This window comes from Acetobacterium carbinolicum, assembly GCF_047456275.1.
Taxonomy (GTDB): Bacteria; Bacillota; Clostridia; order Eubacteriales; family Eubacteriaceae; genus Acetobacterium; species Acetobacterium carbinolicum.
Genome location: NZ_CP173357.1, coordinates 4,062,550 through 4,087,238 on the forward strand (window position 1 = coordinate 4,062,550; position 24,689 = coordinate 4,087,238).

Annotated in this window: 28 protein-coding genes and 1 pseudogene; 2 read left to right on the forward strand and 27 right to left on the reverse strand. The window is 43.0% G+C overall.

Going from position 1 to position 24,689, the window contains the following annotated elements:
• Positions 1–15 precede the first annotated feature (15 nt).
• From trxA (ACIZ62_RS18930) to ACIZ62_RS18975, 10 genes and pseudogenes are all read right to left on the reverse strand, one after another.
• Positions 16–336: a thioredoxin gene (trxA, locus tag ACIZ62_RS18930; protein WP_111888588.1), complete on the reverse strand. Its 321-nt coding sequence runs from the start codon at positions 334–336 to the stop codon at positions 16–18.
• A 26-nt stretch (positions 337–362) separates the two neighbouring features.
• Complete coding sequence (locus tag ACIZ62_RS18935) at positions 363–929, reverse strand: flavodoxin family protein (protein WP_414150963.1); 567 nt, start codon at positions 927–929, stop codon at positions 363–365.
• A 235-nt stretch (positions 930–1,164) separates the two neighbouring features.
• Complete coding sequence (locus ACIZ62_RS18940) at positions 1,165–1,656, reverse strand: hypothetical protein (RefSeq protein ID WP_414150964.1); 492 nt, start codon at positions 1,654–1,656, stop codon at positions 1,165–1,167.
• A gap of 88 nt (positions 1,657–1,744) precedes the next feature.
• The gene (rd, locus tag ACIZ62_RS18945; RefSeq protein ID WP_111888585.1) at positions 1,745–1,906 is read right to left on the reverse strand and encodes a rubredoxin; all 162 of its coding nucleotides are present in this window, start codon (positions 1,904–1,906) and stop codon (positions 1,745–1,747) included.
• A 165-nt stretch (positions 1,907–2,071) separates the two neighbouring features.
• Positions 2,072–2,239: a 4Fe-4S binding protein gene (locus ACIZ62_RS18950; RefSeq protein WP_070370676.1), complete on the reverse strand. Its 168-nt coding sequence runs from the start codon at positions 2,237–2,239 to the stop codon at positions 2,072–2,074.
• 68 nt (positions 2,240–2,307) lie between these two features.
• Complete coding sequence (locus ACIZ62_RS18955; RefSeq protein ID WP_414150965.1) at positions 2,308–3,147, reverse strand: stage 0 sporulation family protein; 840 nt, start codon at positions 3,145–3,147, stop codon at positions 2,308–2,310.
• 5 nt (positions 3,148–3,152) lie between these two features.
• Positions 3,153–4,139, reverse strand: coding sequence for a DNA polymerase III subunit delta' (gene holB / locus ACIZ62_RS18960; RefSeq protein WP_414150966.1), 987 nt, complete (start codon positions 4,137–4,139; stop codon positions 3,153–3,155).
• Between the two features lie 23 nt (positions 4,140–4,162).
• A complete protein-coding gene (locus tag ACIZ62_RS18965; protein ID WP_111888582.1) occupies positions 4,163–4,486 on the reverse strand; it encodes a DUF2007 domain-containing protein in 324 nt (107 codons plus the stop codon).
• Positions 4,479–5,174, reverse strand: a complete 696-nt coding sequence (locus ACIZ62_RS18970) for a dTMP kinase (protein WP_414151882.1) — start codon at positions 5,172–5,174, stop codon at positions 4,479–4,481. The genes ACIZ62_RS18965 and ACIZ62_RS18970 overlap by 8 nt, the downstream gene beginning before the upstream one ends.
• 78 nt (positions 5,175–5,252) lie before the next feature.
• A pseudogene (locus ACIZ62_RS18975) lies at positions 5,253–6,632 on the reverse strand (aminotransferase class I/II-fold pyridoxal phosphate-dependent enzyme); the annotation flags it as partial.
• A gap of 119 nt (positions 6,633–6,751) precedes the next feature.
• Between ACIZ62_RS18975 and trxA (ACIZ62_RS18980) the strand changes: the two are divergent.
• Together trxA (ACIZ62_RS18980) and ACIZ62_RS18985 are read left to right on the forward strand one after the other, a co-directional pair.
• Positions 6,752–7,078, forward strand: a complete 327-nt coding sequence (gene trxA / locus ACIZ62_RS18980) for a thioredoxin (RefSeq protein ID WP_111888580.1) — start codon at positions 6,752–6,754, stop codon at positions 7,076–7,078.
• A gap of 237 nt (positions 7,079–7,315) precedes the next feature.
• Positions 7,316–8,749, forward strand: a complete 1,434-nt coding sequence (locus ACIZ62_RS18985) for a serine hydrolase domain-containing protein (RefSeq protein WP_111888579.1) — start codon at positions 7,316–7,318, stop codon at positions 8,747–8,749.
• Between the two features lie 58 nt (positions 8,750–8,807).
• Here ACIZ62_RS18985 and metG read toward each other — a convergent pair whose 3' ends face one another.
• The 17 genes from metG to ACIZ62_RS19070 form a co-directional block, all read right to left on the reverse strand.
• Complete coding sequence (gene metG, locus ACIZ62_RS18990; RefSeq protein ID WP_111888578.1) at positions 8,808–10,745, reverse strand: methionine--tRNA ligase; 1,938 nt, start codon at positions 10,743–10,745, stop codon at positions 8,808–8,810.
• Between the two features lie 351 nt (positions 10,746–11,096).
• Positions 11,097–11,939: a 16S rRNA (cytidine(1402)-2'-O)-methyltransferase gene (rsmI, locus tag ACIZ62_RS18995; RefSeq protein ID WP_111888577.1), complete on the reverse strand. Its 843-nt coding sequence runs from the start codon at positions 11,937–11,939 to the stop codon at positions 11,097–11,099.
• Positions 11,940–13,328: an NAD(P)/FAD-dependent oxidoreductase gene (locus ACIZ62_RS19000; protein WP_111888576.1), complete on the reverse strand. Its 1,389-nt coding sequence runs from the start codon at positions 13,326–13,328 to the stop codon at positions 11,940–11,942.
• 12 nt (positions 13,329–13,340) lie between these two features.
• Positions 13,341–14,696, reverse strand: coding sequence for a replicative DNA helicase (gene dnaB / locus ACIZ62_RS19005; protein WP_111888575.1), 1,356 nt, complete (start codon positions 14,694–14,696; stop codon positions 13,341–13,343).
• A gap of 11 nt (positions 14,697–14,707) precedes the next feature.
• Positions 14,708–15,157, reverse strand: a complete 450-nt coding sequence (rplI, locus tag ACIZ62_RS19010) for a 50S ribosomal protein L9 (protein ID WP_111888574.1) — start codon at positions 15,155–15,157, stop codon at positions 14,708–14,710.
• Positions 15,154–17,127 (reverse strand): DHH family phosphoesterase, encoded by a 1,974-nt coding sequence (locus ACIZ62_RS19015; RefSeq protein ID WP_111888573.1) that lies wholly within the window; start codon positions 17,125–17,127, stop codon positions 15,154–15,156. The genes rplI and ACIZ62_RS19015 overlap by 4 nt, the downstream gene beginning before the upstream one ends.
• A complete protein-coding gene (locus ACIZ62_RS19020) occupies positions 17,124–18,077 on the reverse strand; it encodes a YybS family protein (RefSeq protein ID WP_414150967.1) in 954 nt (317 codons plus the stop codon). The genes ACIZ62_RS19015 and ACIZ62_RS19020 overlap by 4 nt, the downstream gene beginning before the upstream one ends.
• Before the next feature lie 279 nt (positions 18,078–18,356).
• Entirely contained in the window at positions 18,357–18,584 is a 228-nt protein-coding gene (gene rpsR / locus ACIZ62_RS19025) for a 30S ribosomal protein S18 (protein ID WP_026394929.1), read from the reverse strand.
• Positions 18,585–18,602: 18 nt separating this feature from the next.
• The gene (locus tag ACIZ62_RS19030) at positions 18,603–19,052 is read right to left on the reverse strand and encodes a single-stranded DNA-binding protein (protein ID WP_111888571.1); all 450 of its coding nucleotides are present in this window, start codon (positions 19,050–19,052) and stop codon (positions 18,603–18,605) included.
• An 11-nt stretch (positions 19,053–19,063) separates the two neighbouring features.
• Positions 19,064–19,351, reverse strand: a complete 288-nt coding sequence (rpsF, locus tag ACIZ62_RS19035; RefSeq protein ID WP_111888570.1) for a 30S ribosomal protein S6 — start codon at positions 19,349–19,351, stop codon at positions 19,064–19,066.
• A 112-nt stretch (positions 19,352–19,463) separates the two neighbouring features.
• Positions 19,464–20,096 (reverse strand): stage II sporulation protein M, encoded by a 633-nt coding sequence (locus tag ACIZ62_RS19040; protein ID WP_414150968.1) that lies wholly within the window; start codon positions 20,094–20,096, stop codon positions 19,464–19,466.
• Positions 20,093–20,299 carry a DUF951 domain-containing protein gene (locus tag ACIZ62_RS19045; RefSeq protein ID WP_111888568.1) on the reverse strand — a complete coding sequence of 69 codons (207 nt, stop codon included), beginning with the start codon at positions 20,297–20,299 and terminating at the stop codon, positions 20,093–20,095. The genes ACIZ62_RS19040 and ACIZ62_RS19045 overlap by 4 nt, the downstream gene beginning before the upstream one ends.
• 8 nt (positions 20,300–20,307) lie before the next feature.
• Positions 20,308–21,183: a mechanosensitive ion channel family protein gene (locus tag ACIZ62_RS19050; protein ID WP_111888567.1), complete on the reverse strand. Its 876-nt coding sequence runs from the start codon at positions 21,181–21,183 to the stop codon at positions 20,308–20,310.
• A 9-nt stretch (positions 21,184–21,192) separates the two neighbouring features.
• Positions 21,193–21,846 (reverse strand): CvpA family protein, encoded by a 654-nt coding sequence (locus ACIZ62_RS19055; protein WP_111888566.1) that lies wholly within the window; start codon positions 21,844–21,846, stop codon positions 21,193–21,195.
• A complete protein-coding gene (locus ACIZ62_RS19060) occupies positions 21,843–22,925 on the reverse strand; it encodes a hypothetical protein (RefSeq protein WP_111888565.1) in 1,083 nt (360 codons plus the stop codon). Before ACIZ62_RS19060 ends, ACIZ62_RS19055 begins: the two co-directional genes overlap by 4 nt.
• Positions 22,926–22,955: 30 nt before the next feature.
• Positions 22,956–23,852: a ParB/RepB/Spo0J family partition protein gene (locus ACIZ62_RS19065; protein ID WP_111888564.1), complete on the reverse strand. Its 897-nt coding sequence runs from the start codon at positions 23,850–23,852 to the stop codon at positions 22,956–22,958.
• Positions 23,853–23,854: 2 nt separating this feature from the next.
• Positions 23,855–24,619, reverse strand: a complete 765-nt coding sequence (locus ACIZ62_RS19070) for a ParA family protein (RefSeq protein ID WP_414150969.1) — start codon at positions 24,617–24,619, stop codon at positions 23,855–23,857.
• Positions 24,620–24,689 lie beyond the last annotated feature (70 nt).

Here is a 24,689-nt window from a genome sequence, read left to right on the forward strand (position 1 = left end):
TTTTTTATTGCTTAATTAACCGGCATAATAATTTAGCTTATCTACCAAAACGCCTTTTGACTGGAGCCCGACAATGGTTTCGACGACTTCGCCGTTTTTGAATATTTTCATCGTTGGCACACTCATTACCCGGTATTGCTGGGCCAGGCTCTGAGTCTGATCGATATCGACCTTATAAACACTGGCTTTGTCTTTAATCTGCTCAGCGACGTCTTCTAAAACGGGAGCCAATGCTTTACAGGGCCCGCACCAGGTCGCAAAAAAATCTACCAGGACAACGCCTTTTCCATTTATCACCAAGTTATCAAATTCTGTTTGATCTAGTATCTTTGCCATTTTTTATCTCCTTTTTTTTAATCTCTTTAATTTTTAGCCAGTGGCGTATTTATTTTTTGTGCAATTTCTTCCAGTTCGTTCAAACACGTTGTGTTATCCAATGCTGGTCGCTCATCGGTATGGGAAAACTGAACAAAGCCGATTTCATCACAACTCAGGGTTTTTTTATACCATTCCAGGGTGTTATCAATGGCCTGAAACTGACGTGGATAATGAGGTGCCCCACCGACGCCAATAATCAGAATTTTTTTCTTTTTGATCGATGATTTATCTTTAAGGTTATAAATCATCTGGGTTCGATCAATCAGGGCCTTTATTTTTGATGGAAAAGCACTAAAATAAACCGGACTGGCCACAATCAGCAAATCACAGCTTTCCATTTTCTGATAAATCCCGGTCATATCATCTTCAATCACACATTCTCCCTGATGCGGAATACAATAATCACAGGCGATACAAGCCTGAACGTTTATTTGATTAACATTATATTCAAATAACTCGTACTCCACATTAAGTTTGCCAATAAAATAGTCGACGGCTTTCTGAGTGTTGTGATTATTTCGATGACTTCCCATAATTGCTACAATTTCCATTGGTATTTCCTTTCCTGCCTTTAGTTACTTAGGACTATTATACCCGACTTTTAGTAATATTAACACTATCGAATTATCTGATGCAAATTCTTTTTACGTCTTTGTTAACTTTTTTCAAAAAAGAAAAAAACCGAAGCCGTGTGAAAAGCGCTCGGTTTTTTCTAAAAACTTTGAAAGAGGGTAACTTGTTATGACTAAATAATACTCTATTTCTCTTAAGATTTCCTTAAAGCTATCATATTTTGACCAATTTTTTCAAAGTATCTATGAATTTCCCGGTACATTGGATCTTTGCACTACAAATTTTTCCCTGTGTTTCATATTGGACCATATATTTTCGTTTTCCGTCCATATTTGTCAGGGTGAAATTGCGCGTCTGTCCTTCAACTTTTTTTGCTTCCTCAATTGGCAGAATTTTTTTAATGTCCTCAATTTTTACTTCCAGGACGGTTTTCTTCCAGAAAAATATTTTTCGGTCAATAATCAACCGGTCGTGGGTGATAACCATCTCATAGATGGTTGTAATATAACGTAACGAAATCAAAAAGCCACCCATCATAATTACCAGGCTGATCACACCAACGATGGTTTTTAAACGATAATCTTCCAGGGTATTGGCAAACTGATTGTATAAAAAAGTATAGCCAACCACTACCACCATTAATATCCCCAGGGTTGTGATGCTGATTTGTTTGCTCTCAAGGGTTTCCCGTGCTTTAACTGCCATATGTCCTCCATGTTTCTAAAGTCATTGTCATTATAACCCATTGATCCCATAAAAAAAAGAGCTTTAGCTCTTTTTTGATTGTTATTTTCTAGTCTTCCGGCGAAAAATCTTCTTTTCCGACACCACACAATGGGCAAACCCAATCGTCAGGAATATCTTCAAAAGCGGTTCCTGGGCTCACACCACTATCCGGGTCCCCAACCTCAGGATCATAAACATAACCACAAACATCACATACGTATTTCTGCATTTTTCCTCCTCCAGATTTCATCTGTCATTAATTTTATTTCTTGAATATATATTTACCCCGGTATCTTATAATCTAACACCATAAAATAAAATCTGTTTTAAAACAATGCCACGTTAAAGGCACCTTCCAGAAAATCTGAAAGGTGCCTTTTCTTAACACTTCTAACTAGTCTTGAACAATTGCTTCTACTGGACATTGTTCCGCGCAAGCGCCACAGTCAGTACAAGTAGCTGCATCAATAACATAGATATCGCCTTCAGAAATTGCTTCAACTGGACATTCATCCATGCATGATCCACAAGCTATACATTCGTCTGTAATTTTATAAGCCATTTAAAAACCCTCCTTTTAGCATTAACAACATCTTTATTATATCCTTTTTTGTAGTGAAATCAAGATGATTATTTGTCTTTTTTGACTTTTTCGAATTTTTTTACTTCAATTTCTTCCAGAAGGTATCTTTTTACCTCCGTTTCGTCTTTATTGACCTGAATTTTGACGAAAACTGTTTCTTCCAGAATGCTTAACTTAAATACTTCACCCTCGCCATCGGCTGTAATGACTCTTTGTCCCACCTTGGGCAATTTTTTGGAAACTTCTTCGTAAAACTCCTGTTCATAGGTCAGACAACATAAAAGCCGACCGCAGATCCCTGAAATCTTAGTCGAATTAAGGGAAAGGTTTTGTTCCTTGGCCATTTTAATCGACACGGGTGTAAAATCACCCAGCCATTGGGCACAACAGGTGGTTCGTCCGCAAACGCCCAAGCCTTTAAATAGTTTGGCCTCATCGCGAACCCCAATTTGCCTCAGCTCAATCCGCACCTTAAAGATGGAAGCCAGATCTTTGACTAATTCTCTAAAATCCACCCGACCTTCGGCCGTAAAATAAAAGATCGCCTTTTTCTGATCAAAGGTGTATTCAACATCGACCAGTTTCATTTCCAGCTTGTGTTTTTTTGCCTTGGTAATAAAAACCGCTTTGGCATCCTGCTCGCTTTTCTTGAGCTTATTAAACTCAATGGTATCGGCTGCTGTTGCTTTACGGATAACCGGTTTGACCGGAGCCACCATTTCTTCCTCATCCACCACTCTGGCAGTCAAAGCAATTTCGCCATACTCAACGCCCCTGACGGTTTCCACAATAACCGGATCAAACTGTTCAAATGCTATATCCAGCGGATCAAAATAGTATATTTTGCCCACTTTTTTAAATCGTACGCCGACGACTGATTTTCCCATTGGATTTATCCTTTCTGAATTTTCATTATCTTAATGAAACACTTTTCCCATTGTAATCTTAAGTTAACATTATATTGTATCGTCGCCATCATTTCAAATAAAGTTTTAATAATGGCCTGATTTTTTTCATTTTCCAGCAAATGGTGATACGCTCTGTGGGCCGGGTTGGGCTCGCCATGATTCGGCAGGGGATGACCTTCCAGCAGCAAACTCACCTCATAAAACCAGTGAATAAAAAACTCCAGGATCGCCTGACTGGTGGCCTTATCTTTGGATAACACCTCTGCCAGGGTAAAGACCTTGATCTCATCACCCTTTAAAAGGCTGTAAAGCTCCCTGAGAAAATGGGTCCGTTCTTTCTGGATCTCGCTATTACTCAGCAGATATAAGGCCATTCCCGGGGACCCACTGGCGGCCCCCACAACCTCCGAGACCGTGTTCTTATCGAAATCAGTTTCTTGACAAAGAACGGTCTCCAGATCGACAAGACTCAGCGGCTGAAAATGATAACTCTGACAACGCGATCGGATGGTGGGCAAAATGGATTGGATATGACTGGTGATGAGGATAAAAATATTATAACAAAGCGGCTCTTCTAATGATTTTAGCAAACTGTTCTGAGCTTCAGGGGTCATTCTTTCGGCCCCATCCACGATATTAATCCGCCAATTACCAGAGTAGGGTTTAATTGACAGCTCACTGATCATTTCCCGGACCTGACTGATCTTAATGCTGGCTTCACCGGCTTTGGGACCAATAATTTTAACGTCCGGGTGGTTTTCATGATCAATCTGGGTGCAGACCGAACAATGGCCACAGCCTTTATCACGCTGATCCTGACATAAAAGCGCTTTGGCGAATTCCCGGGCCGTTTTCTTTTTTCCGAGGCCATCGATTCCTGAAAAAAGGTAAGCATGACTGACCTCGCCGGTCTTTATTTCTTTCTCAAGATGACTGGTGATGGTTTGATGCCCCTGTATCTTTTCAAACATTTTTTTCCTCTCCAAGACAGTGACTAATTCGGTTTATTCTTTTTGCTATTATTGCTATCATCGCTGTCATCCCAATCCTCAGTATCCAGCCCCAATTCTTCATCTAATTCGGCACTGAACTCTTCATAATCCAGAAGTTTTATCGCCTCTTCTAAATCACTCTCTTTGACAAAAACCTCAATATGAGCCGGCGTAAAATTTCCCATGAAGATACTGCGGATGGGTCCACCAAACCCTTTTTCTTTAGTGATTACCGGTATCCCGTTGGCACTTAGATAATTTTTAAGCAGGATAAAATCCATATCTGAGTCGGCCATGGTTAAATAGATATATTGATCTTCAATCATTTTTTTTACGCTCCTCTATGCATTCCCAGATTTCCTCATGGATGCTTTTTATACTTCGCAACTGGTTATTTAAAATACAGTTTATTTCCGTCCATCCATATTCCGAAACCAGGGCCAAGGCACTGTGGTAGGAATCCCTCAGATGCTCCGGGCTGCTTTCGTGGATGTCTTTTTCCTGTTTGCCCGTTATTTTATTGTTCCGATTTTTAATCAGCTGCTGATTGATCTCCGGGGGAATGTTAAGAAAAAACACCTGATCCGGAATCGGCAGACCATAGAGATTAAATTCATAATCCCACAGCCAGTCAAGAAAACGTTTCCGTTCCCCAGGATCTTTTATTTTTCCCGCCTGATGGACCATATTAGAGGTGGTATAGCGATCGACCAGGACCAGTCCGCCCTGATTCAGAAAGTCCTCGTAATCTTCTTTATAGGACGCATAACGGTCGGCTGCGTAAAAGGTGGATGCAATGTACGGGCTGATGGCGCCGGGATCTTTTCCGAAGGCCCCTTCCAGATATAATTTTACCATGGCTGAGGATTTTTTGTCATAGCGGGGATAAGCAATTTTTTTCACTTTTTGCCCCTCTTTTAACAGCCGGTCATAGAGCAGCTCTGTTTGGGTTTGTTTGCCACTGCCGTCCACCCCTTCGATGACGATGAGTTGTCCCTGATGATTCTTTTCCATTTTTACCGGCTCCTTTTTTATAGTTGTTATTTCTCTTTTTGTATCAATCCCCACCACCGCGACCTGCTGATCCAACAGATCATTCAGATAAACGACCATTTCCGGGCTGATCCGGCTGCCGGGGAGTAAAACCGGTATCCCCGGGGGATAGGGAATAATGAAATCCCCGACAAGCTGGCCGGCGGCCAGCGCCATCTTGCCGCGGTGTTCCGAAGCAAGGGCTTCCCAAAGAGGCATTTCTGTTTGCACCGCGGCGGTAAAATTTATGTGCTCCCAAAGACGGGTCTTTATTTCTTTTTTTTCAGGCAAATCCTGCCTGACGATTTTATTTATATCACAGATAGCTTGGGTTATTCTTTTTAAATCATCCTGGCTTGTCCCCATGCCAGTCATTGCCAGCACGTAATGATCTGCTGAAAGCTCACATTGAATGCCATACCTTGCTGACAGCCACGCTTCCACTTCGGTTCCCGTAATACCCCGGGTCACAAAAAGCCACTTGCTGCGGTCATACCGATTAGCCGGGTTACTGCCCTCATACAGGGTAATCGGCTGCTGGTCGTTCTGATTCCGGCAGAATTCCTGATGGGCCAAGGCAATGGTATTAAAAATAATTTCGCCCTTTTCATAAGCGGCGTCGACGGCCTCTTCTACCGAAATCATCAGCGGATAACTGGGTGACGAACTTTGGAGTAAGCTAAGAAACGATTTAATCTTTTGCCGATCGACCAGGCTGCCCTGAAAATGAATCAGCGAGCTTTGGGTCAGGGACCCCAGTAGTTTATGGGTACTCTGAATCACCACATCGGCTCCGGCTGACAGGGCGTCCAGGGGCAGTTTATCACTAAAAGCCAGATGAGCGCCATGGGCTTCATCCACAATTAAGAATTTTCCCTGTTCATGAAGAATTTCGGCAATTTTTTCTAAGTCGCTAGTGGTACCGTAATAGCTGGGGTTGGTCAGAATCATGCCCCCAATTTGGGGATTTTGGGACAGGGCCGTCTGGACCGAGGCGACACTGATTGAGCGGGCAAAACCCAAATCCTCTTCAAGCTCCGGGGTGATAAAAACCGCTTCAATGCGACCCAGACTAAGCGCTCCAAAAACCGCCCGATGACAGTTAGTCGGCACCAATAACTGTGCTCCCGGGGAACAGGTCCCCATAATCGCACTGTGAATGCCGGTGGTGGTGCCATTTACCAGAATCGCCGCTTCGTCGCTTTGATAAATCGTCGCCAGTTTAGTCTGGGCCTGGGCAATGATCCCCTGGGCATCGTGGAGATTATCGGCACCGGGTATTTCCGTGATATCGTAGTCGTATAAGGCAAACGCTTCACCCCGGCCCTTATGTCCGGGCATATGAAACCGACAGGTATTCTGGCTGTTAATTTTATCGAGTTCGTTTTTTATGATGCTCTTTTTTATATCCATCTTTTTTGTCATGCTCATTTTTTTCATGACTTTATTCTAACACAACCGTCTGCCTTTAAACTGAGAAATTTTACTTTTATCCTTTAAACTTCGTGGGAATTATTATATAATGTTTGCGCAAATACATTTATGAGGTGAAAAGAACAATGTCCAGTGAAAAAATTATTAATATCAATATGGAAAATTTCGAAACCGAAATTTTATCCTATAATGGCGCTGTCATGGTCGATTTTTGGGCAGAATGGTGTGGGCCTTGTAAAGCGCTGTCCCCGACCATTGATGAAATTTCTCAGGAGCTTGGCGAAAATATGAAGGTTTGTAAGATCAATGTGGATGAAAACCAGACCCTGGCCCAACAATTCCGGGTCATGAGTATTCCCACCGTGGTTTTCTTTAAAAACGGTGAGGCGATCAATCGATTCGTTGGTGTCCGTGACAAAAACGAATACCTCGACACGATGAAAAACCTTTAATCCGGTACTTTAAAAAAGTCTTAACAGCACGATGCTGTTGAGACTTTTTTTAGTGTGTGCTTTATTAACAAGGATCAATTCCCGGTTTTGGAGGCGGGGGGAAAAACGGAAATGACACACTTTTATGGATGTGGTAAAATGATTATAAAAAAGTTAATGGCCGTTCACAAGGGTTGTAAACGGTAAATGGCGATTATTTATATGAGTCTCACATCATTTCTTCAAAGCGGAGCGTCTATGAAAAATATTATTGCTTTTGTTTTAGTAGCACTGATCCTATTCCCGGGATTCACAACACCCGGTTATGCACTGTCGACGTCGCAATCTGATTCTATCCAAACCTTGTTGGATGATGCCTGTCGTGTCTCAGGTGTACCCGGGATGTCCCTCTCAATACTTGCGAATGACCAGGTGTACTACTTTTCTTCCGGGTATGCAAATCGTGAAAAGCGACAAGTCGCAAATGAAAACACGCTCTATGAGCTGGCTTCGGTCAGTAAAGCTTTTACCGGCATGGGTATCCTGCTAATGGAAGAACAAGGGCTACTGTCAATGAATGACCCGATCCAAAAATATTTACCCTGGTTTACCTTAAACTATCAGGGGAAACCCGTTGATATGCAAGGTGTCACCCTTAATACCTTTTTACACCATACCAGCGGCTTAACAAATCGCCTTCACAGTCAATACATTCCCCAGGGCAATACGCCGGATATGCTAAAAAAAACCGTCGCAATGCTCGTCGATACTAATCTGTCATTTTATCCGGGTGAGCAGTATGATTACGGAACGGTTAATTATGATGTCTTGGGTTTGGTTATTGAGGTCGTATCCGGTCAGCGCTATGAAGACTACATGAAAAAACAAGTGTTTCAGCCGTTAGGGTTAAACCAGACCTATGTTTACAAAGAAGCTGCTCAAGCTACCGGACAATTAGCCCAGGGCTACCGCTCTTGCTTCTTTATCACGACCCCCTATGATGCCCCGGATTTTACCGGGAATAAACCGGCCGGCTACATCATCTCATGCACCCATGATATGGCTCGATGGATGGGCATCCAAATGGGGATTGTTTCGGATATACCCGAAATATTCCGTAAGGTTATTAAAACCTCGCATCAGGGGGACCAATCCGTTTCGGATGTCAACGGCATGTTTTATGCCGCGGGATGGTCCGTCAATTCCGACCAAACAATTATTGAGCACGCTGGCGGCAACCCCAATTTTGCCACCCAAGTGGTCCTGCTGCCAAGAGAAAATACCGCCATCTGCTTGTTGAGCAACGGCACAAATACGAACCTCAATTTAGTGTTAAAAGTTAAGGATATCCTGGCGGGTAATCTGGCTCAGTCCTATCAAATAAACGCGACCCAGTTTCTTGACATCGCCTTGTCCTCGGCCACCATTATTTGTGGGCTCTTGGCGCTGCTGTTCTTTGTTTGGGGTTTACGCCAAAAGAAAATGCCCAAGCGACAGCCTATAACAAAAAAGCACATCATCGCAACGGGTAGCTGTCTGATTGTGACTCTAATCTGCTGGGCTTTGCTTGTACTTATCGGGCCGAATTGGTCAACCATCCTGATTTGGCAAACGTCTAGTATGCTTACCGCTTTACTTTCACTGGCCTTATTCGCAACCAGTATTACCTGGTTTGTAGCCACGCGCCGCTAAGCTTCATGGCTGGTTGACTTACAACCATTTTCAACCAGCCAGCAAATCGTTCTAATTATTATGAAACTTTTCCGCCGGAGGGAATACCATCGACCGTCACCAATGACAATTTTTTGCCCTTGGTCGCGGCTAAAATCATCCCGTTGGATTCCAGACCCCGGAGGTTGACCGGTTTTAAGTTAGCCACCAGAATGACGGTTTTTCCAACCAGATCTTCCGGGGCATAATATTTGGCAATACCAGATACCACCTGACGTTTTTCCTGACCCACCAAAAGCTGTAAAACCAGTAATCGATCGGCATCGGGATGGGGTTCACAGGCCACCACTTCGGCCACCCGCAACTTCACCTTGGCAAAGTCGTCAATGGTGATCAGGCCCTCCGGCAGTTCTTGTTGCGTTTCGGCATCCTTTTCTTTTTTGGCTTTCGCAGCTTCTTTGACCGGTTTAGCTTCCTTTTTTTCAAGCTCAATCCGCGGGAACAGGGCGTCGCAACGTTCAATTTTGAGGCCTTCGGGATAGCCCCCAAAATGCTTTAAGCTGTCCCAGGTTAAACAATCCGCCGGACATTTTAGCTGTTCGCCGATTTTTTGGGCGGTTTCTGGCATTGCCGCGGAAATCAGCACCGTGACAATCCGTAGCGCTTCGGTCAGGTTATACATCACCTGGGCCAATCGGGCTTGTTTTTCCGGGGTTTTTCCCAGTATCCAGGGTTGGGTTTCATCAATATATTTATTGGAACGGGAAATCAGTTTCCAGGTTTCTTCCAGGGCCCGGCTAAAATCCAGTTTGTCCATGTAAGCACTGACAAGCCCCGGGGTTTTCTCGGCCAGTTCAATCAGGTCACGGTCGATTTCAGCTTTTTCCCGTTCTTTGGGAATCACACCGCCAAAGTATTTATCGGTCATCGCCAGGGTCCGGCTGAGCAGGTTGCCGAGGTCATTGGCCAGATCGGAATTGATATGGCTGACTAGCAGGTCTTCATTATAAACGCCGTCGGAACCATAGCTCATTTCCCGAAGCACATGGTAGCGCACGGCATCGACGCCATACTTTTCCACGAGTACCACCGGATCGACCACATTCCCCACCGATTTGGACATTTTGCCACCTTTTAGAAGGATCCAACCATGGCCATAAACCTGTTTGGGTAGCGGTAATTTTAACGCCATCAGGATAATTGGCCAGTAAATGGTATGGAAACGGATAATATCTTTGCCGACCAGATGAACATCAGCCGGCCAGTACCGATCCATCAGGTTGGGTTTATCATTGAGGTAACCGAGGGCTGAGATGTAGTTGGGCAGGGCATCAATCCACACATAAACGACATGTCCGGGATCAAAATCCACCGGTACCCCCCAGGTAAAGGAGGTCCGGGAAACGCATAAATCCTGCAAGCCGGGTTTAATAAAGTTATTGATCATTTCATTTTTTCGCGATTCGGGCTGAATAAAGTGAGGGTTATCGTCAATATATTTCATCAGACCATCGGCATATTTTGACATTCTAAAGAAGTAGGCTTCTTCCGAGGCTTTTTCCACCGGCCGTCCACAGTCCGGACAATTCCCATCGACTAATTGACTTTCGGTCCAGAACGATTCGCACGGCGTACAGTACCAACCTTCATAGTTGGATTTATAAATATCACCCTGATCATAGAGCTTTTTAAAAATACGTTGAATCGTTTTTTCATGCTCGGGATCGGTCGTTCGAATAAACTGATCGTAGTTGATGTTCATCGTCTCCCAGAGGTTTTTGATCCCGGTGACAATCCCATCGACATAGGCCTGAGGCGCAACTCCTGCGGCTTCGGCCACCTTTTCAATCTTTTGGCCATGTTCATCGGTACCGGTTAAAAAATAGGTATCATAGCCCTGCAGTTTTTTAAACCGGGTAATTGTATCCGCTGCCACCGTGGTATAGGTATGGCCGATATGCAGGTTTCCACTGGGATAATAAATGGGGGTTGAAATATAAAATGTTTTGTCTGTCATAAACTTCTCCTTTTATTGATTCTTCCGTATTTGATGGCTTAATCCACAAAAAACCCCCCGTCCAGTTAAGGGCGAAGGGTTCGCGTTACCACCTTAGTTCGCACTATTCTCACAAATAATGCCTTCATAAGTTATCTAAACTTTCAGTTTTATCGCGTCAAGCGGTCCAGGCTAAAACATTCACCCAAACTTACTCCGAGGCCATCTTCAATGCTTTTTCTGTCACCGGCTTTCACCATCCCGGCTCGCTCTTCACAGTGCCCACACCTACTCTTCTCTTCATCGTAATTTTTTATTGCTTTTTTAATTGCTATCCCTATTATACTTTAATTCCAGATTTTTTCAAGGGCTTTATCGTTTAACCGCATTATAAACATCCCGCCTGGAAATATTCCGGTCTTTGGCCACGGCTTTCATGGCTTCTTTTTCCGGCAGGCCCGTATTCAGATAATATTCCAGATGTTCTTCGAGACTCAGGCTTTCCAGTTCCAGTCCAGCTGCGGCGTTGCCTTCGTCGGCGGTCCGGCCTTCAATACAGAGCACATATTCGCCGCGGGGGGACTGCTCCTGATAATAATGAAGGTGTTCCTTGATCGTGCCATAGCGGGTTTCCTCGTAGCGTTTGGTAATTTCTCTTGAAATACTCATCTGCCGGTGACCCAGACCCTGCTGATCAAGAATTTCCAGGGTTTTTGATAGCCGGTGGGGGGATTCGTAAAGGACGACGGTAAACTCCGATGCTTCGATTCGTTTAAGGCCTTCTTTAACGGCCTTATTTTCTTTGCCTAAAAAACCGAGAAACAAAAAAGAGCGGGTATTAAGTCCTGACAGCACCAGACCGCAGAGTCCGGCGTTAGGGCCGGGAACCACTTCCAGCGCAATGTCATTCTCAACACAGCTTTTTACCAGCACCGATCCCGGATCAGAGATCAGCGGCATCCCGGCATCGGAAATCAGGGCGATGTCCTGGCCTTGTTTTAACAGTTGCATGAGGCCTTCACTGGACTGTTGTTCGTTATGTTGATGATAGGCCACCATCTTTTTGGAAATTTCAAAGTGATTGAGCAGCTTAATCGAATGTCTCGTATCTTCAGCAGCGATCAGATCAACCTCCTGCAAGACTCTTAATCCCCGGATGCTCATATCGTCCAGATTCCCGATTGGAGTACCAACAATATATAGTTTTCCGGACATCTATTCGTTATAGAGGTTTCTGGCCACATACACCCCATTGGCGGATGCCTGCATCAACCCCCTGGTTACCCCGGCACCATCACCCAGCACGTAGAGATTCTTAATGCTGGACTGAAAGTTTTTATCGACCGTTACCTTATTGGAATAAAACTTAACCTCCACCCCGTAAAGCAGGGTTTCGTCACTGGCTAAACCAGGTGACACATGATCCAGGGCCTGAATCATTTCATCAATGTCCTTCATAATCCGGTAGGGCAAGACTAAGCAAAGATCCCCGGGCACCGCATCAATTAAGGTCGGCTGGATGTTATTACGCATCAGCCGTTCCTGAGTGGTGCGCCGACCTCTTAAGAAGTCACCGTAACGCTGAACCATGATCTTGTTGCCGGTAAGCATGTTTCCCAGGCTGGCAATGTGCTTGCCATAAGCCACCGCTTCCCTAAAGGGTTCCGTAAAGCTTTTAGAAACAAGCAGCGCAAAATTGGTGTTGTTCGTTTTTAACTTATCGGATTTATAGCTGTGGCCATTGACCACTGCCAACTGGTTATCATAGTATTCAGTCGAAACCACGCCGCCGGGGTTTGAACAAAAGGTTCGGACACTGTCATCAAAAGTAGGGGTATAATAGACCAGCTTACCTTCGTAAAGGGCATCATTAATTTCCTGCATGACCTCGTTTCGGGTTTCTAACCGAATCCCGATATCAATTTTTCCGACCTTTGTTTCAACCTTGTAAGATTCACACATCGAAGTAAACCATTCGGAACCATCCCGACCGACCGCCACGAGCACCTTATCGGCCCTGTAGGTTTCACCCTTGGCCACAACCCCAACAACCGTGTTATCTTCGACCACTAGACTTTGCACCGCAGTCCGAAATTTAATTTCAATGCCCAGATCATTAATTAAGTAGTTTTGAATCCGCTGATAAATGGTATAACCGACCTCGGTGCCCATATGGCGGACCGGACATTCAATCAGTTTTAAATTGCTCTGGATCGCTTTGGTGCGGATATCGCGGATTTTTTCGGGATTATCCAACCCATGAACCCGTTTGTCGGCACCAAACTCGATGTAGAGATCATCGACATACTTAATCAGATCGACCGTCGCATTATAGCCGATATATTCTGGCAATTCACCACCAACATCGGGTGAAAGCGACAGCTTGCCATCCGAATAGGCTCCGGCGCCAGCAAAACCGGTGGTAATATTACAGGGCTTGCAGCCAATACAGACATTGGTCTGGCGTTTCGGACAAATCCGTTTTTCAATGGAATTGCCTTTTTCTAACATCAGGATCTTTAGGGTCTTATTTTTCTTCGCCAGTTCCATGGCAGCAAAAATACCGCTAGGTCCCGCTCCGATGATTATCACATCATATTTCATGTTGTTCTTCCTTTATGCAAACGCATCTGGGCCGTAGTCATCATTGTAACCTGGCGCCAGATCGTTGAATTTTGTATATTCGGGAATCCATGCCAAACGAATGGTTCCGACGGGACCATTACGTTGCTTGGCAATGATTAATTCTGATAAATTTTTGAGCTCCGGGTTTTGATCATAATAGAATTCCCGATACAAGAGCATGATTACATCGGCATCCTGCTCGATCGAACCCGATTCACGCAGATCCGACATCACCGGGTGATGATCGGTCCTTGCATCCGGCGCACGACTAAGCTGAGACAGCGCAATCACCGGAGCTTCCATTTCCCGGGCCAGGGCTTTAAGACCCCGGGACATTTCGGAGATTTCATTTTGCCGGTTTTCACTACGGTTGCCGCCGCTCATTAGCTGCAGGTAGTCAATCACAATCAGATCCAGGGATTTCTCGGTTTTTAGCCGTCGACATTTGGAGCGAACCTCCGAAACCGTGATCCCCGGGGTGTCATCAATAAAAATGCTGGCCCCGTAGAGGGTATTATAACCAACCACCATCCGCTCCCAGTCTTCCTTACTCAGGTTACCGGTACGGACGTTATTGCTGTCCACCAATGAGGCGGCACAAAGCATCCGTTGAACCAACTGCTCTTTGGACATTTCCAGGCTGAAAATAGCCACCGACCGATTATCTTTGACGGCAGCATTTTGGGCAATATTCAATGCAAAGGCGGTTTTCCCCATCGATGGCCGGGCCGCCACAATAATCAGATCCGACGGTTGTAAGCCGGAGGTAATATGATTAAGCTCGGTAAAGCCCGTTTCGATGCCGGTGAGCTTGCCTTTTTTACTTTCAATGGCTTCTATTTGAGCCAGAGTGGTGCTAAGGGTTTCTTGAATACTTTGAAAATCACCGGTTCGTCGTCCCTGAGAAACCTTGAAGATTTCCTGTTCGGCCCGGTCAATCACATCCCCGATATTTTCATACTGACCATAACTGTCTTCCAGAATCTGAGTCGCGGTTTGGATAAGATTTCGAATCACCGCCTTTTCATGAACGATCTGGCAGTATTCCAGATAGTTTCGATTAATTGGCACCATCTCAATAAGCTCACTAAGATAACCAACGCCGCCAATTTTTTCCAGCACTCCGCGGTTCCTAAGCGAGTTGATCAGCGTGACGGTATCGATGGGTTTTCGTTCGTTGTGCAGATCAAGCATCGCTTCATAAATCTCTTTATGGGCCCCCCGATAAAAGTCATGGGGCGATAACAACTCTTCAGCCCGGGCAATATTAGACTCATCCATCAGGATGGCGCCTAAAACAGACTGCTCCGCTTCTAAATTATGTGGTGGGACTTTGGCATTTTTCACCACTTAGTCTCCTAGGCTTCGCCTTTGATAATAACGGTCAGTTTTCCCATGACACCCTGGTAGGTTTTAATTTTAACCTCAGCGCGGCCCACATTTCGCAGTGGCATCTCCAGTTCAATCTTACGTTTATCAACCTTGATGTCCTTTTGCTTTTCCAGCGCTTCGGTAATATCTTTACTGGTAACCGATCCAAACAGCTTGCCATCTTCTCCGGCCCGTTCGGTAATGGTAATTTCTGTTTGATCAATTTTTTTTGCCAACTCAACCGCTGCCAGTCGCTCCGTTTCAACCTTATTCGCTTCATCCGCCTTGTTTTGTTCCGCCATGGCAATGTTTTCCTTATTGCCAATAATACCCTTGCCGGTTTTAATCAGGAAGTTTCGACCATAGCCATCTTTAACTTCAACAATATCACCTTTATTTCCAACATTTTTTACATTTTCTAATAATATTACTTTCATGATCCATTCTCCTTCTTATATTCTTTAATGGCGGTGAGTAGTAGCTCTTTTCCGGTTTCAAGATTATTTTCCCCCGGGAATTGCGCTCCGGCAATGGCTAAATGCCCGCCGCCGCCGAGTGTTTCCAAGATTACCTGTACATTGACTTCGCCCATCGAACGGGCGCTGATGGCCAAACCTTCATCATTTTTTAAAATAATAAAGGAAGCCACAATCCCTTTGATGTTTAGCAGTTCATCGGCTGCCTGGGCAGCGATAACCTTGCCATAATCAGTATTGTTTTCAAAGGTTGAAATGGCAATGTTATCAAAGTATATTTTAGCATTTTTGACCGCATCCGACTTTGCCGTATACGTCGTTAAGTCATCCTGCAGCAGGATCTTACTGATAATCGTATCCGCGCCTTTTCGTTTTAAATAGGATGCCGCTTCAAAGGTTCGCACCCCGGTTTTCATGGTAAACATTTTGGTATCCATACAAATCCCTGCCATCAGCGCGTTGGCCTCAATGACCGTCAGATGATTCTTCTCATCAAAATACTGGAGTAGCTCCGTTACCAACTCACAAGTCGATGAAGCATAGGTTTCGGTATAGTTCAGCAAGGTTTCCTTAATTGCCTTCCCGGATCGCCGATGATGATCGATAACGACAATCTTAGGGATCTGATCGACGAGACCTGGCATTTCCAGATAATTCACCGTTTGGGTATCAACGATGATCAGTAAGGTGTTTTTAGTCGCATAGTTTTCTGCTTCTTTAGGAGTGATAAACGCATCCTGATAGGCTTCGTTTTCCAGTAAATAGTCAAAAAGTGATTTAATCGAGTAGTTAATTTCGCGAACGACTATTTTTCCTTCTTTACCCAGAGATTTACAGGCTCCCAGCAAACCTACCGCTGAGCCCAGACAATCCATATCCGGATTCTGATGCCCCATTAGCAAAACGTGATCGGCTTCTTTAATCAGCTCTTTCAGACCATGAGCCTTAACCCGGGCCTTGACCTTGGTTCTTTTTTCGGTGGCTTCAGTTTTGCCGCCGTAAAATGACATTTTTTCATCTTGCCGAACCACCGCCTGATCACCACCCCGGGCCAGGGCAATATCGAGTGCCGACTTGGATAATTCCTGGGATTCGACAATTCCCAGAATGCTCTCCGAGATTCCAATACCAATACTGAGGGTTATCGGAATTTTTTCATCGTTTTCAATTTCCCGAATCTCATCTAATATTTTAAAGGTTTCTTTTTGCAGCGCACAGATTTTGCCCCGCTCAAAAATCATTAAATAGCGATCACTTTCATACTTGATAATGGCACTGCCAAGCTGCTTGGCCCATTCGTTTAACTTAAGATCCACCTGTCCCAAAATCGCCGAGCGTTTATGACTGGGGATTTGTTCAATGATATCATCATAATTGTCGATGACAATATAGCAAAACAAGGGCGAATTTTTTCGATACAGTTGGCGTTGCTTACTCTGTTCGGTGATATCAAAAAAATGGAGCAACTCAAAACTGTGCACCTTATCTGAAAAGGCGTTGGTGACCACCCCATAATCCCGCTCTTCATGATGGAAGGTAAATTCATCCGCTTTAACCGCTTCGGCCAGATTAAAATCCAACTCGTTGACGATGTTTTTTTTGAACAAGCCTTCTTTCTCTTTCTTAAAGGCCTTTCCAAAAGCCTGATTATACCAATAAATCATCCCCTCATTATCGACAATGGTCATGGCGATGGGCATTTCATACATCCGCTCCTGATTGATCTTATCCAGATCGCCGTATATTTCATCAATCGCCTTATCGATCTTAATCTCATCAATATTAATGTTTTGGGTATAATAAATAATCAGGATCACAAAGATCGCCACTCCGGCAATACCCCAATAAATATTATAAAAGCCAAGAATGACCGAAACAAGCAACTCGGCCGCAATAGCAAACCGGACAACACCTTTCTTCGATTCTTTCATTTTATCTGGGACTCCCTTCGATAAATCTGGCGAATTCCGATGTAAGTATCAGCCACTCCGACAATGGTAATAACTGAGCTGAGCAAAAAACTGAGCAGAACGACTAAAACCTTCACCCCTGTATTTTTTATTTTTTTGTAATCCAGGTAGTTAAAAATAAGCGCAATACCCATCACAAAAAAAATAATATTTGTAAAATTCATGACGGTCACAATGTAAATGAGCGGAATACTGGTTACCTGAAATAGACTGATAATAAAATCACCCAGTAAGATTACCATCAGAAAATATTTGAGTGTGACCGGCATTTCCCATTGGCTCAGCGGTTTAAAGGTTTTTACCGGATAACCAATTCGTTTTAAGATCATGTCTGAAACTAAAACATTTATCATTCCAAAAACAACTGGCATTAACAGAAATGTGCTAGGCAGTGCCAGTTTCATCATTTCAATATTCATTGCCATGTCATCTTTAGCGATTGATACTTGTTCGGCATCGATTAAATTGGTACTTTCATAAAGCGTTATCACCTCACGGGTACTCTGCTCCAGGGTCTGAAACAGCAGATCGGTAAAACTGATCCCCATCACAAACTCATAACCGACAACCACCGCGATCAGTAAAATCAAAAAACCAATAATACCGATAACAACTTTTTTTAATGGCGCTAAATCACGATGATATGCAAATCCTAAACTGCACCCGACAAAGAGCATCAGGGCCCCAAAGGAAATCCCATTGAGGGGTCCTAAAAACAGACCGATTAGAATGGTGGCCGCGACGCTAGAAAGAATACTGACCTTCAAACCCTGGCGTTTCCCCAAAATTACCATTGGTACCGGTATGAAAAATACTAATAGTATAAAGAACGGCAGATAATAGCTGATTAAAGTAAGCATGACTCCCAGTGCACAAAATATCGCACCTTCTGTTATTCCGCGTGTTTTCATTAATCCTCCAAATTGGCAACTTAACTGTTCACATACGCAGTTTATTTATGCGTAAAAAGTTACCAAACCATTATATCACAATAAAAGAAAATGCCCATTATTTTTGTGCGTGTTTATCCCGAAATTCTCAAGAATGCGGTTTTTGGTATTTTATCGTTTTGGCTATCGGAATAATCGATTTCCCAAATGATTCGCTCTTTTGTAGGCCCGTTTATTTTCGATAACATGCAAAAAGCTGTTTGTTTCAGGACCTTCCTGAAACAAACAGCTTTAAAATTTCTAGTTATTTGAGCTATATGGTAAAAGGGCAACGTTTCGCGCACGTTTAATCGCTTCAGTTACCTTTCTCTGATGTTTAGCACAGGTCCCAGTGGCTCGTCTTGGTAGAATTTTACCACGTTCGGAAACGAATTTCTTCAGTGTGATTACATCTTTATAATCAACATTTTCTACTTTTCGTTCGCAGAACTCACAAACTTTTCTTCGCTTTTTAAATGGTTTTGGCATTAAATTTTTCCTCCTATCTTAAAAAGGTATATCGTCATCATCGGCCATTAAATGAAAATCTTCATCTAATCCCATTACTGACATATTATTATTATTTGCGCTTTGTGGCGCTGAAGTTTGTTGGAAACCGGCGCCGGCGTTAGAAGATTTCTGGCCGGAAGACACGAAATTAATCTCATCTGCAACAACTTCTGTGATATAGCGTCGTTGACCATCCTGTGCTTCGTAACTTCTTGCTTCTAGTCGTCCAGATAAACTGATTTGGCTTCCTTTAGTCAGATATTGCGCCGCAAATTCTGCCTGTTTTCCCCATACCACAATGTTAATAAAGTCGGCTTCTTTTTGACCGTCTTTGTTTTTAAAGCGACGATCGACAGCGAGACTAAATCGGGTAACTGCTTTACCTGTGGTGGTGTTTTTCATCTCAGGATCTCGGGTTAGTCTTCCTAGTAAAATTACTTTATTCACAGAATTGCCCCCTATTTCTCTTTTTTAATTACAATACTTCGAATAAACTGTTCGTTTATTTTGTATAAATGATCCAATGCATCAAGCACTGAGTTCTCAGCTTTGAAGTCGATTAATACGTAGAAGCCTTCTTGATACTTTTTAGCAATTTCGTAGGCTAATTTTCTTTTGCCCCATTCATCGACTTTTTCAATTTCTCCAGCCGCTTCAATAACAGCTTTTACTTTGCCAACTAATTCTTCAATCGCTTCTTTTTCAAGATCCGGTTTTAAAACAAATAATGTTTCGTACTTTCTCATTCCATTTCACCTCCTCATGGACTATGGCTCACTTTTCCAGCAAGCAAGGATTACAGCTTTTAATTATATCATATCTTTCAATTCATGCAAGTGTTTTGTTTTAATATTTTATTCACGCCGGAAGAACGACATTAAAAAGAATTGGCGTCAAAAATGTTTCAACAAATGCAGCAAAGAAGAAGAGTGGGATGACCCATAATACGTAAATACGCAAACATCCTATAAATGCCTGTTTCAATTCACCTTTAATACTTCTTTTTAGAATTGCCTTAACTAACTTAAAGCAGATATTAACCCCTAATGTCACCCCAAGGATCAGTGCCGGGATCTCAATAATTCCATGCGGTATAATACCAACTAAAAAGACAAACCAACCAAAGCCGTTTGTTTGATAGACGGCTCCAATAAGCCCGATCACGATGGCATTGGAGGCCAATGAAAACATTGGTAAAAACAAAAAAGGAATCATTCCCAAAAGGATGCTGATCCCACTGGCGATGACGTTATTAAAGAAAATTCCAAACCATAATTCGACGCCAGTGCTGTTAAGAAATTCCTTTTGATTGAATAAAGACTGCAATTCTTTAAAATAACTTTGACTCAATCCGGGATCATTTAGAAATAGTAAGGTATTTAAAATAATCATTATTCCAAAAAATGCCAGACAAAAATAGTATGTCGATTTTAGATTTTTTTCAAAGTACGTTTCTGCACCATTCCAATGGGTCATAAAATAAGTTTTCATTTTTCTACCTTGTCCTCATTGATCACAACTTTTTTTATCTGCTTATTAAACTTGGAGCGCGGTAGCATAACAATATGGCCACAACCAAGACACTTAATCTTGATATCCGCCCCCATCCGGATGATTTCCCACTGGAAACTCCCACAGGGGTGCTTTTTTTTCATTTCAACCCGATCCCCAAGTTCATAAATCTTTGTTTCCATGTTTCACCTCAGCTTTTTTCATGCATTTTTTTAATTGCTTCGCGATTGTAAATAACGGTTTTATTATATGGTATTTCGATCCCTCTTTCATCAAAGACTTCTTTGATGCGCTGTCTTAGGGTATTTTCAGCCATAAATTTAGATGAGGCGTCCTCATCGCAAACGACACGAATATTAACTGCCGATGGATCCAGTCGGGTTACACCCAGTATTTCTGGTCGTATTTTAAACAGATCCTGATGATTCTCATGAAGATCCGTACATATTTCTTCCAGTATTTCCTTCACCTTGTTAATGTCTTCCTCATAAGCAAAACCCACATCGACAATGGCTTTTACATATCCCTTGGAAAAATTTATTAAGCGGTCAATTTTTCCGTTATGAATAATAAAGAGCCCGCCATCAAATTCCCTGACACTGGTGGTGCGGATGCCAATACTCTCCACGATCCCATAGTGTGTCTCATCGATGATCACATAATCGCCGACACTGAATTGATTTTCAAAGACAATCACAAAGCCGCTCATTACATCTTCGACAATACCCTGGGCACCAAAACCAATGGCCAGTGTTCCGACTCCAGCTACTGCCAGTAGTGAACCCACATTAATAAACTGACCCAGGATAATCAAGCTCGCCAGGGTCCAGACGCCGGCTCTAATGGCGGCTTTTGTAACATGGTTTAAGGTCGTGATTCGACGGATATCCCGGGGTTCAAGACCGAGCTTTTCGGGGTCAAAAACCCGATTGACCACACCATAGGTTATTTTTAGGCTGATCACTACAGCAATCAGCACAATTACCGAAACCAGAGTTTTTTGTAAAAGATTCGAAAAATCGATTTGGCTTAAATAAGATGAAAAACTTGCTGTTAAAGACTCCATTATTATCTCCTATTGAATTCCGATATAGCTACGCACAATTGGTACCACTATTTGAATCAGACTGCTATTCTCGGCCGTTGGTAAATTTGTGACACCGCCGGTTGAAAGATTGATTGCTGAAAAGATCCAAAGCATAACGGCGATGATTGAGCCCCCTAAAATCAGCCCAAGGAGCGTTCCCGCCAGACGATTGATTGTTCCAATGACGGGCATTTTGGTGATCCCGAGAAAAATAATCTGCAGGATCCAACATAAAATAGTGACCCCCAAAACAATGATTCCAAAACTGATGCTTTGAGCAATCCCATGCCTAATCAACCCCGCTATCGCGGTTAGGCTCTGGTCCACTACCGATTGGCCACCGCTTATGAGCGCGTCTCCCAACAGCGAGGTGGTTAAGCCACTTTGCTGGGCCCCAAGATCGATCAGCGACTGCGAAACAGCTTCCACATTTATGGTTTCGAACAGGCCATTAAGTACGCCTGACTGAATCAGCCAGTCTGCCAGCAGTGGTGAAAAAATCCAGGCTATTACAAAAGATGCAATAAATCCCCCGAAACTAATCAGGGTATTTATTGCACCTCGTTTGTATCCTGCGATTCCTGAAAGCAAGCAAATCAGGATGCAAATAAAATCAAGTGATGTTAATGATGATAAACTCATTTTTTATTCCTGTAATATTCTTCAATATCTTCTTCATTAATAATCCGCACTGCGCTGGTTTCTTTTAAAAACGACTTATCGTCTGTTTCTTCATGCTGATTTATACCTTTGTTTAAATCATCCCGTTCAATGCGATTCGATTGGTTCCATTGATCGACCGAATCCGACTGCGCCTTGCTAGCAGCCTTAGCTGCTGCTATTTCCGGTATCGCCGCTGGCTTAATATCCGTTTCAAACGTTGGCGGAACTTTTTCAGCGTTAAAGCGTTTTTCTTCCCCAGTGGCGTCAACACTCTCGAAAAGACCGGATTCGGACCTTTCTCGACGTGGTTTTCGGTAATTTATTCGTTCTGGTGCAACATAATTTTCTTCAATGATTACCCCTGTCATGCTCATTGTTTCGGTATCCTTAGGTGTGAAACCTTCATTGATCTGTTCATTAGAAAGTCCATCCAGACCAATACTTTCCCGTTTCGGCATTTTTGATTTTCGACGGGGTTTTCTCTTGTCTTTCTTTGCTTCTGCTTCAAACTCCAAATCCCGCTGATCTTCCGCTCTCGTCTCTTCCCGATATTTTCGGCCGATGATTCGTCCTAAAATAATGCCAAAGAGCTGAAATACAATTGTCAGAATTAAGGCGATTCCGAACAGGATAAAGATTGATATTTCACTGCCAATCAGTTGATAAATTAACCCATATGGCAAATACCAAAAGATCGTCGGCGCGGCAATAAAGGAAAATTGATTCCAGATACTATTGGTGTCCTGTCCCGGATTCATAGTGGCAACAACGGTTAATGTGACCGTTAAAACAATAATTGGTATCAAACTGTAAACTACATATTTAAGTGCCCTTGGTTTTTCATTTCCACTGATGTTTTTAAAACTGATGGCAAACAAGATTATCCAAAACATCCCAATGGTAAGCAATTGAACGCCATTAAATAAATAGTTAAAATCACTTGACCTGAGTTGATCAAAGACATTTTTAAATATCAGAACAATCACAATATAGAGGATATTTCCCAATACTGCGGCTTCTAACGCCGACAATCGCCTCTTTCTTTTGATTTGATTCATTATTTTCTCCATTTCATAATTTGACGGGTTTTAGTTTGTTTTTTCATATCCCAATTGTTCGAGCAGACGATCCAATTCTTCCAGTGACGAATAGACAAACTCAATTTTCCCTTTTTTACCGCGGCTGCTTAAATGAACTTTAGTCTCAAATTTTTTCTCTAAAGCATCCTGAATTTCGATGATATATCCCTTATTATCTTCTTTTTTCTTCTGCAACGGTTTTGCCAAACCTTCTGCCTGCATTTTTTTTATGCGGTTTTCTGCTTCCCGGACACTCATTCCCTTTTCAATGATCTCATTCGCAAAGGTGATCATTTTTTCTGGATCATCCAAAATCAGAATGGCTCGGGCATGGCCCGATGTAATCTCACCCTGAGCTAACTGCTCCTGAATTACTTTAGGCAGTTTTAAAAGCCTGAGCGTGTTGGCAATGGCTGTTCGGCTTTTTCCGATTCTTATGCCAATTTCACCCTGAGTTAGATTGAAGTTTTCCATCAGCGCCACAAAAGCCATCGCTTCTTCCATGCTATTTAGGTTTTCCCGCTGCACATTTTCAATAATGGCAATTTCCAGAACTTCTTCCGGGGGCAAGTCTTTTACGATTACCGGAACCTCTTTCAAGCCAATCATGTTTGCCGCCCGCCAGCGTCGTTCTCCCGCAATAATAGTATAACCTTTTGCTTCAGGTTTAACCACCAGTGGCTGGACGATGCCATGTTCTTTGATTGAAGCGCCCAATTCTTCCAATTTATTGCGATCAAAGGTTTTTCGCGGTTGTTTCGGATTTGGCTTAAGATTATTTGTTTTTACATAAAAAACAAGCTTCTCAAGATCAACCGCCAAAACCTCATCTTCTTGTGAAGTAACCATCGCTTCTTCAGGAAACAACGCTCTCAAACCTTTTCCTAAACCTGTATTTTTTCCCATAACTACTCCTGTCTCTGTATGAACTCTTTTGCAAGGGCAAGATATGCTTTTGATCCCTTTGAAGCGTTGGCATATTCAAAAATAGTCTGCCCGTAACTGGGTGCTTCTGCTAGCCGTATATTTCTAGGAATCATCGTTTCATAAACCTTATCCTTGAAATAATCAACCACCTCATCGACAACCTGGTTTGATAAGTTCGTCCGGCTATCGAACATGGTCATCAGAACACCCTCAATTTCCAGTTGAGGATTGAGTCCCTGTTTGACCAGACTGATGGTATTCATCAGTTGACTTACTCCTTCTAAGGCATAAAACTCACACTGAATCGGGATTAGTACCGTATTTGTCATCGCCAGCGCATTAATGGTTAATAATCCGAGTGATGGCGGGCAGTCAATAAATATATAATCATAGAATGGTTTGACATTCTCAATGCTATTTTTGAGGCGCAATTCTCGTTGTGGCATGTTTGTCAGTTCAATTTCAGCCCCAGCCAGATCGGGATGGGATGGAAGAATATGAAGATTCTCGTAAGAAGTAGTCAAAATAATCTCTTTCAGGTCGTCACCATGGATAATGGCATTATAAACGCTTTTTTTTAGATTATTCTTTTCAATTCCGAATCCGCTGCTGGTATTGCCCTGGGGGTCGATGTCAATAACCAGGATCCGGTATCCTTCTAAACTGAGGGCAGTGGTTAAGTTGATATTGGTGGTGGTTTTTCCAACCCCACCTTTTTGATTAAATACTGCCACGATTTTCGCCATACGCTACTCCTTAAATTTAATCACTCGCACTATCCTTGCAAAACGACCATAAACAATCTGACTCGTTTAG